At 72.6% G+C, this 12,222-nt stretch carries 14 protein-coding genes; 5 read left to right on the forward strand and 9 right to left on the reverse strand.

Features of this window, described 5'->3' with window-relative positions:
• Nucleotides 1-403 precede the first annotated feature (403 nt).
• Nucleotides 404-835 (reverse strand): SsgA family sporulation/cell division regulator, encoded by a 432-nt coding sequence (locus tag ACGFI8_RS30495; protein WP_033356715.1) that lies wholly within the window; start codon nucleotides 833-835, stop codon nucleotides 404-406.
• A 677-nt stretch (nucleotides 836-1,512) separates the two neighbouring features.
• On the opposite strand from ACGFI8_RS30495, the gene ACGFI8_RS30500 reads away from it, so the two are divergent.
• Both ACGFI8_RS30500 and ACGFI8_RS30505 read left to right on the forward strand, forming a co-directional pair.
• On the forward strand, nucleotides 1,513-1,923 hold the full coding sequence (locus ACGFI8_RS30500; RefSeq protein WP_392810160.1) for a TIGR02611 family protein: 411 nt from the start codon (nucleotides 1,513-1,515) through the stop codon (nucleotides 1,921-1,923).
• Nucleotides 1,924-2,256: 333 nt separating this feature from the next.
• Nucleotides 2,257-2,613: an Lsr2 family protein gene (locus ACGFI8_RS30505; RefSeq protein ID WP_392810162.1), complete on the forward strand. Its 357-nt coding sequence runs from the start codon at nucleotides 2,257-2,259 to the stop codon at nucleotides 2,611-2,613.
• Nucleotides 2,614-3,553: 940 nt separating this feature from the next.
• Here ACGFI8_RS30505 and ACGFI8_RS30510 read toward each other — a convergent pair.
• The 6 genes from ACGFI8_RS30510 to ACGFI8_RS30535 all read right to left on the reverse strand — a co-directional run bounded on the left by ACGFI8_RS30510 (nucleotide 3,554) and on the right by ACGFI8_RS30535 (nucleotide 7,960).
• Nucleotides 3,554-3,970 carry an Hsp20/alpha crystallin family protein gene (locus ACGFI8_RS30510; protein ID WP_392810164.1) on the reverse strand — a complete coding sequence of 139 codons (417 nt, stop codon included), beginning with the start codon at nucleotides 3,968-3,970 and terminating at the stop codon, nucleotides 3,554-3,556.
• Nucleotides 3,971-4,150: 180 nt separating this feature from the next.
• Nucleotides 4,151-4,759 carry a DNA-binding response regulator gene (locus ACGFI8_RS30515; RefSeq protein ID WP_392810166.1) on the reverse strand — a complete coding sequence of 203 codons (609 nt, stop codon included), beginning with the start codon at nucleotides 4,757-4,759 and terminating at the stop codon, nucleotides 4,151-4,153.
• On the reverse strand, nucleotides 4,756-5,106 hold the full coding sequence (locus ACGFI8_RS30520) for a hypothetical protein (protein ID WP_392810168.1): 351 nt from the start codon (nucleotides 5,104-5,106) through the stop codon (nucleotides 4,756-4,758). Before ACGFI8_RS30520 ends, ACGFI8_RS30515 begins: the two co-directional genes overlap by 4 nt.
• Nucleotides 5,107-5,239: 133 nt before the next feature.
• Nucleotides 5,240-6,334: a sensor histidine kinase gene (locus ACGFI8_RS30525; RefSeq protein WP_392810170.1), complete on the reverse strand. Its 1,095-nt coding sequence runs from the start codon at nucleotides 6,332-6,334 to the stop codon at nucleotides 5,240-5,242.
• A 13-nt stretch (nucleotides 6,335-6,347) separates the two neighbouring features.
• Nucleotides 6,348-7,085, reverse strand: a complete 738-nt coding sequence (locus ACGFI8_RS30530) for an ABC transporter permease (protein ID WP_392810171.1) — start codon at nucleotides 7,083-7,085, stop codon at nucleotides 6,348-6,350.
• A 2-nt stretch (nucleotides 7,086-7,087) separates the two neighbouring features.
• On the reverse strand, nucleotides 7,088-7,960 hold the full coding sequence (locus ACGFI8_RS30535; protein WP_392810173.1) for an ABC transporter ATP-binding protein: 873 nt from the start codon (nucleotides 7,958-7,960) through the stop codon (nucleotides 7,088-7,090).
• 102 nt (nucleotides 7,961-8,062) lie between these two features.
• Between ACGFI8_RS30535 and ACGFI8_RS30540 the strand changes: the two genes are divergently transcribed.
• Nucleotides 8,063-8,956, forward strand: a complete 894-nt coding sequence (locus tag ACGFI8_RS30540; RefSeq protein WP_392810175.1) for a Dyp-type peroxidase — start codon at nucleotides 8,063-8,065, stop codon at nucleotides 8,954-8,956.
• Between the two features lie 80 nt (nucleotides 8,957-9,036).
• A complete protein-coding gene (locus ACGFI8_RS30545; RefSeq protein ID WP_392810176.1) occupies nucleotides 9,037-9,666 on the forward strand; it encodes an LUD domain-containing protein in 630 nt (209 codons plus the stop codon).
• A gap of 59 nt (nucleotides 9,667-9,725) precedes the next feature.
• On the opposite strand, the gene ACGFI8_RS30550 is transcribed toward ACGFI8_RS30545, so the two are convergent.
• A complete protein-coding gene (locus ACGFI8_RS30550; protein ID WP_392810178.1) occupies nucleotides 9,726-10,697 on the reverse strand; it encodes a helix-turn-helix domain-containing protein in 972 nt (323 codons plus the stop codon).
• A gap of 72 nt (nucleotides 10,698-10,769) precedes the next feature.
• Here ACGFI8_RS30550 and ACGFI8_RS30555 point away from each other — a divergent pair, with 72 nt between their 5' ends.
• Nucleotides 10,770-11,195 (forward strand): rhodanese-like domain-containing protein, encoded by a 426-nt coding sequence (locus ACGFI8_RS30555; RefSeq protein WP_392810180.1) that lies wholly within the window; start codon nucleotides 10,770-10,772, stop codon nucleotides 11,193-11,195.
• Here the strand turns inward: ACGFI8_RS30555 and ACGFI8_RS30560 are convergent.
• Complete coding sequence (locus tag ACGFI8_RS30560) at nucleotides 11,192-12,151, reverse strand: zinc-binding dehydrogenase (RefSeq protein ID WP_392810182.1); 960 nt, start codon at nucleotides 12,149-12,151, stop codon at nucleotides 11,192-11,194. The genes ACGFI8_RS30555 and ACGFI8_RS30560 overlap by 4 nt on opposite strands.
• Between the last annotated feature and the right edge of the window lie 71 nt (nucleotides 12,152-12,222).

The following is a 12,222-nucleotide window of genomic DNA, read 5'->3' on the forward strand; positions in this document are numbered from 1 at the left end:
CGGGGGAGTGTCCCGCGATCCCGGCATGCAAGAGATCACAGGCCTCGTGATGAGGGTCGAACCATGTGCACGTGGCACGCGCCCGGAAACGGCGTCGGGCGCCACGCCCGGCCCTCGGTCCCCGCAGCTGGCGGACTGCTTGGGAAGTGGGCCGGCGTGGCGCCCGGTGTCGCCCGTCCTGGTGATGCGCACCTTGCCGGTGCCGCGCTTCGGTGCGGTGGTGCCGCTTCGCGCCTGCTCGCCGGTGGGTGGTGCCGCGGGGTGCACCGCCCGTGGTGCGCGTGCTCGCCGCGGGAGCTGCCTCCTCGTGCCGGCTCCCGGCGGCGGTGGTGACGCTTCGCGCTCGCTCGCCGGCGTGGCCGGTCGTGCCGCGGTAGTGCCGGCGAGATCGCGCTGCGGAGGCTCAGCGACCGGCCAGCAGCCGGTTCACGGCGTTGTCGACGTCGAGGTGGTCCGTCTCGTGCCCGCGTGGCACTACGCTGTACGTGCGGCGCAGGAATCGCACCAACACGCTGCGTGGCACCTCGAACAGCGCGTTGCCGTCCGGCGACGACAGCGCCAGGGCGACGAAGTCGCCGCGCGGCCCGTTCCACGGCCAGACCCGCACGTCGCCGATGCCCGCCGGCTCGTCCAGCCCGGTGAACAGCAGCTCACGAGCGAACGACCAGCTCACCGGCTCGCCCCCCGCCGACTCGGCGTGGAAGAGGACGTGCACCGCGTATGGGTCGTTCGGGTCGTAGCGCAGGCTGGCTCGCACCGGCAGTGCGGTCGCGTCGGGCGCGACGAGTCGTAGGGATGTCTCGACCTCGACGGTCGATGGTCGGATAGCGCTCATGTCGTACTCCCCCCGGCACCGCTGCGGAGCATGCCGTGCCCCGCCTCTCCTATGTTGAGGCGATTCCCAGTGTTACGCGTAGTGATTCTACGATCTCACTCTGTAGTGTTTCTGGGCCCGATTTGCCGTCAACCGAACATCGTGCGTCTGATGTCCAGTTTTCTGGGCGCGGTCGGGGTCCTCGGCGTGACGTGTGGGCCGTACGCCAATTCATTCCGGTAACGTCCAGTGGTCCATGGGAGTGACGGGTTATCGAGTGAGTGGAACGAGAATTGCGCGGTAGTGAGGCGGACGGGTCGGGCGTTACGCCTGATTCCGGACGCCCGGCCGCACGCGCGAGTGACTTCCGGCGTGTCGCTGCCGCACCCCATGATGGCGCGGTACCGGTCGTCGACCCAACTGGTTCGACCGATCTCGCCCCATTTGAACCTGACCTGGACCATTCGTCCGTTTCCACGGCGTATTCGGGGCGTTCCGCCGACCTTTCGGGAGATGGTCCGGCGGCCTCCGAGGCCGGTGACGCTGCCGATGGTCGTCCCGGCCGTGCCGACGGTCGTCCCGACGCTGTCGACGGTTCTCATGACGGTGGCGACGGTCCTCGTGACGGTGTCAGCGGTTCTCGTGACAATGGCGCCGTTCGTCTCCCCGGCGCCGCGGCCGAGCCCGATCCTGAGTCCGTGCCCGAGTCCGAGTCCAGGCCGCGAACTGCGGCGACGAGCCCCTGGCGGGAACGGGTCGCTCGCGCGCGGGCCGCGATGCTGCGGCTGCGTGCGCGCGCCTACGCCACCCCGCTGGGCCGGCTGATCGTGAAGATCGCGGTCGCCGTGGTGGGCGCCCTGATCATCGCCGTCGGTGTGGTGCTGCTGCCGCTGCCCGGCCCCGGCTGGGTGGTCATCCTTGGTGGCCTGGCCCTGCTCGCGATGGAATTCCACTGGGCAAGGCGGCTGCTGCACTTCACGCGCGAGCAGTTGCTGCGCTGGACCCGACTCGTGCGGGAGGGTTCGTGGCTGGTACGGATCGTATCCGTCGGCGGCCTGCTCCTGGTGGTCGGTGGGGCGTTGCTGCTGTCGCTGCGGATGCTCGCCTGACTCCACATCTGCGATCTTCTGGATCGTGCGGGTGAGTTCCCCCCATCCTGCCCGGGTGGCTCTCCGCGGCCTGATCGTTCCCCCAATATCGCCGCGTTGCCTTTACCGATCGTGTGCGTTTCGTGTTGTATGCGTTTCGTGACATGCTGATTTACGTGGCGGGCGCGCGAAAGGGCTACCGTGGAGGTAATCTCTGCGAGTCCCGGCGTAGCATGTCGTCAAGCATCTTGTTTGTGCCCGAATGATACGGCCGGTGCGCTCAGTGCCGAGGTCCGGATCGGTTCCGTACACATCGGTTCTGTACACCTGGGTACCACCGAGGAAAGGCCACTCATGGCAAAACGCGTCATCCACGAGCTGATCGATGACATCGACGGCAAGCCTGCCGCCGAGAGCATCGTGTTCGCGCTCGACGGCGTGCAGTACGAGATCGACCTGTCCGCGGCCAACGCAGCGAAGCTGCGCGACGCGGTGGCCCCCTTCGTCGCCGCCGCGACGAAGATCGGCCGGGGTGGTGTGGTTGCGACCTCGCGGGGACGCGAGGCCCGCGGCCGCGCCGTGACCCGCGGCGATCGTGACCAGAACCGCGCGATCCGCGAATGGGCGCAGGCCAAGGGCATCGAGGTGTCCGATCGGGGCCGCATCAAGCAGGAGATCGTCGACCGGTACCACGCGGAGGCCGGTCGCTGACCGATGCTTCGCGGCCGTCCGGGCGGAGCCTCGTGCGGCCTCGACGGCGCCTTCCGGGCCGCCTCCACGGCTCGGTGAGGCCGCCGTCGCGGCGTCGTCAGCACGACACCCGTCGAGGTGCCGGGCGTTCCCGGCGCCGGCAGGGCGGCTTGCGTGCCGCCCCTCGCGGTGGCGCTCGGGCCGCCGCCGGGGTGGTGTGAACGGTATTCGGGCGGGTTGGGTGCGCGATTCACGCGCCCGGCCCGCTCGTTTTTTCACGTGCATGTTCGGCCTCATTCCTGAGGCCATACGTCCGATCTGCTGCCGCTATGCGGCCCGGATTTGCACTTCGCGGCGGGCATTGCACGCTTTGCCTTCCGGCCCACCCGGGTCGCTCGGTTTGCCGCCGGCGGCGGGTTCGTATTGCCCATCGATCCGGTCTGCTTTGCCCGTCCGTCGCACCCGACCCCATTGGCGGCGGGTCCGCGCGGCTCCGCTTTGGCCGCCGGCCGGGGCGGCTTTGCTCGCCTTTGCGCACCGCGCGGCGTCGTTAGCATCGCGCCCGGTCCGGACTCCAGGCCCGCCTTGCAAGGCATTTCGCCAGGGAGCCAATTACGCCGGATGATCACCGCGGGCGCGGCGAGAATAACCGGCTGTGGCGACGACGATCGATGAGGAATGCGTACGGAAACGCGACGAGCCGCGACCCGTGCCCGGATCGCGGCTCGTTCGCGGACGCGGATCGCACCTCGTCAGGCGCTCGGAACGCCGGCGCCCCCGCTCCGATCGATCCGGCCGACCCGGTCGGGGCATCCCGATGGCGGGTCGACGCACTCGGGCCCGGCGCCTCGATCGGCGGAAGCTCGTTCGGCCGGTCCGGTCGGCTTGCCCGGAGCTCGGCCGTTTTGGGCGGCGTGCCCCCGGTAAGCGGCCGGTCCGGCCGGCTGAGATCAGGCGTTGATCAGGCGTTCGCCAGCTCGCGCTGCGAGGTGCTGATCTCGATCTTGCGCGGGCGGGCCTTCTCGGCGACCGGGATGCTCAGGGTGAGCACGCCGGCGTCGTAGCTGGCCTCGAGGCGGTCGGTGTCCAGGGTGTCGCCGAGGACCAGGCGGCGGGTGACGGTGCCGGTGGCGCGCTCGGTGATGACGCGGCGGACGCCCTCGCGCTGGGTGTGGGTGCGCTCGGCGCGCACGGTGAGCACGTTGCGGTCGACGGTGGCGTCGATCGTCGCCGGGTCCACGCCGGGCAGGTCGATCTCGACGTAGAACGTGTCGCCGTCGCGGTAGGCGTCCAGCGGCGCGGCGGCGCGGACGGCCGGCCCACCGAAGAACTGGTCGAACGCGTCAAAGTTCCGGAACGGTGCGGTGCGCAGCAACATGATGGTGAGTCCCTCCAAGGTTGAGCCCGTGTCGCTCAAGTCCTACAACGGACGGACCACCCACCCTCTTCCGTCAATGCACGTGACCTGAGTCACCCAGACTCAACTTTGCCCGCGCGCCCCGCTGCGCGATCTCGACCCGAGGCCGCGTGGCCCGGGACCGCCGCCGGCGCTGTTTGGTCAGAGCCAGCCGTTGGACTGGGCCACGCCGACGGCCTCGATGCGGTTGCGGGTGCCGGTCTTGGTGATCGCGGCCGACAGGTAGTTGCGCACGGTGCTCTCCGACAGGTGCAGGCGCGCGGCGATGTCGGCGACCGTCGAGCCGTCGGCGGCCTCGCGGAGCACGTCGCGCTCGCGCTCGGTGAGGGGGTCGGGGCCGGCGGCGAGGGCGGCGGCGGCCAGCGCCGGGTCGACGACGCGCTCGCCGGCGAGCACCCGCCGCACGGCCGCGGCCAGGGACTCCACCGGGCCGTCCTTGACCAGGAAGCCGCTCGCGCCCGCCTCCATCGCGCGGCGCAGGTAGCCGGGCCGCCCGAACGTCGTCAGGATCAGCACCCGGCAGCCGGGGAGCCGCCGCCGTAGCTCGGCCGTCGCGGTGATCCCGTCGCCGCCGGGCATCTCGATGTCCAGCAGCGCCACGTCGGGCCGCACCCGCAGCGCGGTCGGCACGACGGCGTCGCCGGTGGGCACCTGCGCCACCACCTCGAGGTCGGGCTCGAGGTCGAGCAGCAGCGCCAGCGCGCTGCGCATCATGCCCTGGTCCTCGGCCAGCAGCACCCGGATCGTCACGCCGCCACCCCCGTCCCGTCCGCGCCCGCCGCCCGCACCACGTGGGCCGGCAAGACCGATTGCCGCACCCGGTCCCCGGCCCGGACGGAGGTGGCCGGCGCCGTGGTGGCCGTCGGGATGGTCGGGCGCGCCCGGTCCCCGGCTCCGACGAAGGAGACCGTCGGGGTGGTCCGCCGTGCCTGGTTCTCGGCCTGGGCGAAGGTGGCTGGCGCCGCGGCGGCGATCGGAGCGGCGGAGCAGGGAGCCGGGGACGCGATGGCGGGCCTGGCAGTGCGGGAGCGTGCGGGCGCCGTCCAGTCGCGTGGCGGTGGGGGCGTGCGGTGCGGGGTCATGCGGTGCAGGGTCATAGAGGGAGCCTTGCGGTGAGGGGGAAGCCGCCGCCGGGGCGGGGGCCGGTTTCCGGGGTGCTGTGTGCGGCGTTGGGGCGTTTGGTTGGGCGGGGCGGGGCGTTGCGCGGTGGTGGGGGAGTGCGGTGGGCGGTCATAGGGGGAGCCTTGCGGTGAGGGCGAAGCCGCCGCCGGGGCGGGGACCGGTCTCCAGGGTGCCGCCGGCGGCGTCGAGCCGTTCGGTCAGGCCGCGCAGGCCGTTGCCCGGTGGCGGGGGCGCGGCGGTGGCGGCGAAGTCGCCGTCGTCGGTGACCCGCAGGCTCGCGGCGCCGTCGTCGATGGTGACGGCGATCTCGCAGTGCCGGGCGCCGCTGTGGCGGACCACGTTGGTGGTGGCCTCGCGTACCACCCAGGCCAGCAGGCGGTCGGCGGAGTCCGGCAGCGGGTCGGCGGTGCGCAGCACGTCGGCGGCGATGCCGGCCGCGGACAGGGCGCCCTTTGCGCGGGTGAGCTCGGCGGTCAGTCCGATCTCCCGGTATCCGGTGACCGCCTCGCGGATCTCCACGAGCGCGCGCCGGCCCACCTGCTCGATGTCGGCGGCCTGCGCGGCGGCCGCGGCCGGGTCGCGCTCGGCGAGGCGGCGCACGATCTCGGCCTTGACGACGATGACCGACAGCGTGTGGCCGAGCAGGTCGTGCAGGTCGCGGGAGAACCGCAGCCGCTCCTCGGCGACCGCGGCCTCGGCGAGGGCCTCGCGGGTGTGCCGCAGCTCGTGGATGAGCCGGCCCATTCGCCGTATCGCACCGACGAGCAGCGACGACAGGATCGTGCCGACGACGGTGGAGCCGAGCGTCCACCCCTGCGCGCCGATCGCCAGGCCGATGGCGACCTGCGCGGCGAGCACGCCGAGGAACACGAGCACGGCGGTGACCGGGCGCTCGGCCCCCGCGTATACGGCCATGCCGCAGCACGAGACGTACAGCAGCAGGATGAGCGAGTGCTCCCCGGAGGCGATCGGCAGCGCCAGGCCCAGCGCCGCGACCATCACGAACAGCACTGAGCGCATCCGGGGCGTGCCCCCGCCGTCGAAGCCGAGTGTGGCGGTGTAGACGTAGAGGAGCTCGAACGCGACCAGGCCGGCGACGGCGAGCGCGGATGTGGCGTTGCTCAGCGGCTCGAGCAGCGGGAACGTCCAGACCGCGACCCAGAGCATCCCCCCGATCGACGGGCGCCACCGCGTGCGCTTCACGGCGTCCACCCTTTCACAGCGCCGCGACGCTGCGCACGGACCGGCGGAACCCGAGCACCGCCAGGGCGGCGAACACCGCCAGCCACACGGCCAGCGTCACCACGTCGCGGACGGTCGGGGCGCCGCCGAACGCGACCCGCCACGACATGTCCGCGTAGGCGTGGGTCGGCAACAGCCGCCCGACCGCGGCGACCCAGCCGGGCAGCACGTCCAGCGGCAGCCAGAGGCCGCCGACGATGGACAGCCCGAGGTACACCAGGAAATTGAGCGGCTGCACCGTCTGGCTCGTGGCGAGGTAGCCCATCGCCAGGCCGAGCAGGGCGAAGGGCAGCGAGCCGAGCCACAGCAGCGGCAGGATCGCCAGCCACTGACCGGCTCGCAGCTGCACGCCGTTGACCAGCACCGCCGCCCCGCACAGCGCGAACACCGGCAGCAGGGCGGCCGCCATCGCGGCCAGGCCCTTGCCCAGCACCACCTTGACCGGCGGCAGCGGGGTCAGCCGCAGCTGGCGCAGCCAGCCGATGGAGCGGTCGACGACGAGGCCCGACGCGTAGTTGAGCAGCGCGCCGATCGCGCCATAGCCGGCCATGGACACCATCGTGTACGTCGCGGCGGTGCTCTTGTCCTGGCCGGTGATCGTGTTGAGGTTGGTGAACAGCAGGTAGCTCAGCAGCGGCATGAGCACTACGAAGATCAGCAGGCCGGGCATGCGCGCGAGCCGGCGCAGCTCCAGGCGGATGTAGGGCAGCACGGTCAGGCCTCCAACCGGGTCAGTGCGAGATAGGCCTCCTCGAGGCCGGCGCCGGCGACCTCGAGGTCGCGCAGCAGGCCCGCCTCGGCGAGCGCCAGGACGGTGGCGTCGGAGTCGGTGCTGGTCAGAACCGCCCGGCCGTCCTTGACGACGAACGCGACCACACCGGGCAGTACCGAATAATCCTGTTCCAGGTTTGTGACGCTCACGGTGCGGACCTCGACCCGCCGCTTGACCTCGGCGGCCGTGCCGTCGGCGAGCACCCGGCCCCGGTCGAGCACCACGATGCGATCGGCGTTGGCGTCGGCCTCCTCCAGGTAGTGCGTGGAGAACAGCACCGTGCGGCCCTGCCCCGCGTAGGCGCGCATCGCGGCCCAGAACGCGTGCCGGGACTCGACGTCGAGCGCGGCCGTGGGCTCGTCGAGCACCAGCAGGTCGGGCCGGCCGATGACGGCCATCGCGAAGCGCAGCCGCTGGGCCTGGCCGCCGGAGAGCTTCTCCACCGTCCGCCCCGCCAGCGCGGTCAGGTCGGCGAGGTCCAGCGCCTCGGCGACGGGCATCGGGTGCGCGTACACCCGATGGAGAAACGTCAGCAGATCACCGACCGTCGACCGCGGCAGGAGCCCGCCCGCCTGCGGCATGGCGCCGATCCGGCCCGCCGCCGCGGCCGCCTGTGGGCTGCCGCCGAACAGCCGCACGCTGCCGGTGCGCGGCGGCAGCAGCCCGAGCAGCATGAGCAGCATCGTCGACTTGCCGGCCCCGTTGGGCCCGAGGATCGCGACGACCTCCCCGGCGGCGACGCTGAGCGTGATGTCTTCCACGGCGTGGACGCTGCCATAGGCGTACGACAGTTTTTGGAGATCGACGGCGTTCATGCACGCAACGTTAGGGAGGCGGTGACGGTGGGTACAGATTCGTCCGTCGCAACACCGCGGTGACAAATGTCCTGTGAATCTTGACGCGGATACCATCGCCGCATGGCACCCACCCCGCAGCCGGGCATCTTCGCCGCTGCCCTGGCCGAGCATTCGTACCTGGAGTTCGATCTGCGCCCGGGCGTGCCGCTGCGGGCCCTGATCGCGGCACTGACCGCGGTCGGCGAGCCGATGCCGGCGACCGGCGCGATCAACGTGGTGATCGGGATCCGGCCGTCGCTGTGGGAGCCGATCGTCGCCGCGGACTTCAGCGAGGCGGTGGCCGGCCCGGACGGGTTCACGATGCCCGCCACGCAGCACGACGCGTGGCTGTGGCTGTCGGGCGCGGACCGCACCGCGTTGTTCGACTACACGCGCGCCGCGCTCGGCCTGCTCGAGCCCGTCGCGACCTGCGCCTGCGAGGTTTCCGGCTGGGTGTACCACCACGACCGCGACCTCACCGGGTTCATCGACGGCACCGAGAACCCGTCCCGCAGCCTCGCCCCGACGGTCGCCGCCGCCGCGGACGGCCCAGGCGCGGGCTGCAGCGTGGCGCTGGTCCAGCAGTGGCGGCACGACTCGGCCGCCTTCGAGGCGCTGAGCGTCGCGGAGCAGGAGCTGGTCATCGGCCGCACCAAGGCGGACTCCGTCGAGCTCGACGAGGACCACAAGCCGCCGACGTCGCACGTGTCCCGCACGGTCGTGGAGGAGAACGGGGAGGAGCTGAAGATCTTCCGCCGCAACACCGCCTACGGCACGGTGCGCGACCACGGCACGATGTTCGTCGGCTTCTGCGCGAGCCAGCACCCGCTGGCCGAGATGCTGCGCCGCATGGCGGGCGTCGGCGACGGCGTCCGCGATGCGCTGACCCGCTACACGGCGCCGCTGACCGGCGCGTACTACGTGATCCCGCCGGTCGAGGCGCTGGCACCCTTCGCCCCCGCCGCGGAGGACTGAGGGCGCGTCGCCTCACATTCCGGGGAACTGTGTCGTCGGACTGCTGAGAGGAACACACCACGACCAGCCCAGGAGGCATCATGACCACCCCGATTCCGGCAGCGCTGTTCACCGACCCGGCGCCCGCGGAGCGCCTGGAGCGGGCGGCCACTTCCCTGATGGCGAACGGTTTCACCGCCGAGATCCTCGACGACGCCGCCGCGGCGCGTACCCGCGTCAAAGATCTGATCCCCGAGGGCGCCAGCGTGTTCACCGCGGCCAGCGAGACCCTGCGCCTGTCCGGCATTGATGAGGACATCAATGCCAGCGGGCGGTACCAGGCCCTCAAGCCACGCCTTCTGGCGATGGACCGTGCCACCGGCGCCGACGAGATCCGGCGGCTGGCCGCCACCCCCGACGTCGTCGTGGGCAGCGTCGCCGCGCTCACCGAGACCGGCTCCCTCGTGGTCGCCTCGGCGAGCGGAAGCCAGGTGCCCGCCTACGGCGGCGGCGCCGCCCGCGCGATCTGGATCGTCGGGGCACAGAAGGTGGTACCCGACCTGAGCACCGCGCTACGCCGCGTCGAAGACCATGCCCTCCCGTTGGAAAGCGCCCGCGCCCAGGTGGCCTACGGGCAGCCCAGTGCGATCAACCGCCTTCTCGTCCTCAATGCGGAACTCCACCCCGGGCGCGGCACCGTCCTGCTGCTCAGGGAAGCCATCGGATTCTGAAACCAGACCGTTTCGCGGCGATGACGGCCTCGGCCGCGGCGGCGCAGTGCGCGAACAGGCTAGACCCGGGAGCGGAAGGCCTGCCGGTACGCCGACGGCGAGGTGCGCATGGCGTTGGCGAAGTGGTGGCGGTACGTCACCGGCGTCTCGAAGCCGACCGTGGCGGCGATCTGCTCGATCGGGGCGTCGGTCGTCTCCAGCAGGGCGAGGCTGGCCTGCACGCGCTGGCGCAGCAGCCAGCGGATCGGGCTGGTGCCGGTGGCGCGCGTGAAGTGGCGCAGGTACGTGCGCGGCGACATGTGCGCCTGCCGCGCCAGGGCCGGCAGGGTCAGCGGCTCGGACAGGTGCGCCAGCGCCCACGTCAGGCTCGCGGCGATGCGGTCGTCCGACGCGTCGGCGGGCATCGGCGCCTCGATGAACTGGGCCTGGCCGCCGTCGCGATGCGGCTGCACGACCAGGCGGCGGGCCACGGCGTTGGCGATCGCGGCGCCGTGGTCGGTCCGCACGACATGCAGGCACAGATCCAGGCCCGCGGCGCTGCCGGCGCTGGTCCACACGTCGCCGTCGGCCAGGTACAGCACGTCGGGGTCGAGCTCGACGTGCGGGAACCGGGCGCGGAACACGCCGGCGTAGCGCCAGTGCGTGGTGGCGTGGCGGCCGTCGAGCAGGCCCGCGGCGGCGAGCGCGAACGCGCCCGAGCAGATGGAGAGGATCCGCGCGCCCCGCTCGTGCGCGGACCGCAGCGCGTCGAGGACGGCGGGCGCGGGGTCGGCGTGGACGCTCTCGACGCCGGGCACGATGACCGTGTCCGCGGCGGCCAGTTCGGCGAGGCCGCCGCCGGGGTGCAGGGTGGCGCCGCCGACCACCGGCACCGGGGCCGAGGTCGGGGCGCAGATGCGCAGCTCGTACCACGGGACGTCGAACTCCGGCCGCGGCAGCCCGAAGACCTCGGTGACGATCCCGGTCTCGAACAGCGACATCCCCCTGAAGGCCAGGACCGAGACGGTGGGGCCACCGACGTGGACGCGCATGGCGAGATGTTAGCGGACGGCGTCGTTTTCGCCACTGTCCCGCGGTACCGCCGCGGGATCATGCTTCTGGGCATGACCGACGCCATCGAGCACTTCACCGCCCGCCTCGCCTTCGAGACCGACGTCAGCGACGTGCACGCGGCCATGACCGACGGCGCGGCGGGCCTCGTCGTCGTCGACTCGCGCGGCGCGCAGGCGTGGGCGCAGGGGCACATCCCGGGCGCCGTGCACCTGCCCACGGCCGACATCGCCGTCCGCGCCGCTGAGCTGATCCCGGCCGGCTCCGAGGTCGTCACGTACTGCTGGGGCCCGGGCTGCAACGGCGCCACCCGCGCGGCGCTGGAGTTCGCCAAGCTCGGCTACCGGGTGCGCGAGATGCTCGGCGGCTACGAGTACTGGGTGCGCGAGGGTCTGGAGTTCGCCACGCCGGCGGGCCCGCAGCGCCGGCCCGCCGACGAGCTCACCGCCCCGCGCCGGGCCGTGTCGTGCGACTGTTAGCCCACTGCCAGCAAGGTCTTGCCGATCGCGGTGCGCTGCTCGATGCCCCGGTGCGCCTCGGCCGCCTGGGATAATCCGTACACCTGCCCGACCAGCGGCGTGAAGCGCCTCTCGGCGACGGCGGCGAGGGCGCGGCCGAGGTACGCGCGGAAGCTCGCGGGGCGCAACTGCACCGCCGCGATGCCGGTGGCCGTGATCCCGCGCGCCCGCGCCGCCTCGGGGTCGGCGATGGCGAAGCCGCCCGCCGGCGTGCCGTGCCCGGAAAACCGGCCGCCGTCCTTGACCAGCGCGAACGCGGCGCGGCCGTAGTCGCCGCCGGCGCCGTCGAGCGCCACGTCGACCGGCTCGACCGCGGCGGTCCAGTCCGGCGTCGAGTAGTCGACGACCTGGTCGGCGCCGAGCAGGCGCAGGCGCTCGAGCTTCGCCGCGCCCCGTGCCGCGGCGACCACCGTCGCGCCCTGCGCCCTGGCCAGCTGGACCAGGATCGCGCCCATGCCGCCGCCGGCCGCGGTCACCAGCACCCGGTCGCCGGGGTGCACCGGCACCACCTCGAGCAGGGCCAGCGCCGTCACGCCGTCGTGCAGCACGGCCGCGGCGTCGGCCGCCTCGACGCCGTCGGGGATCACCACCAGCGCGTCGGCCTCCGCGAGGGCGCGGGTCGCGTAGCCGCCGCCGGCGTGGCCGGTGCGGGCCGCCACCCGCCTGCCGATCCACTGTGGAGCGACGCCGCTGCCCACATTGGACACCGTACCGGCGACGCCGACGCCCGGCCGGTACGGCAGCTCGACCGGGAACACGTCGCCGCCGCGCCCGGCCCGCACCATGGTCTCCAGCCACAGGGTGTCGGCGACCGCCACGTCGACGACGACCTGCCCGGGCCCGGGGAACGGGTCGGGCGCGTCGATCGGGACCAGGACCTCCGGCCCGCCGAAGCGGGCAACCTCTATCGCACGCATGAAACCACCCTCGGACCTCAAGCGCGGTTCATGTCAAGCGGACGGGTTAAACGGCCGGGGCCGGGGCAGCA

The organism is Dactylosporangium sp. NPDC048998 (assembly GCF_043197855.1).
Lineage (GTDB): Bacteria > Actinomycetota > Actinomycetes > Mycobacteriales > Micromonosporaceae > Dactylosporangium.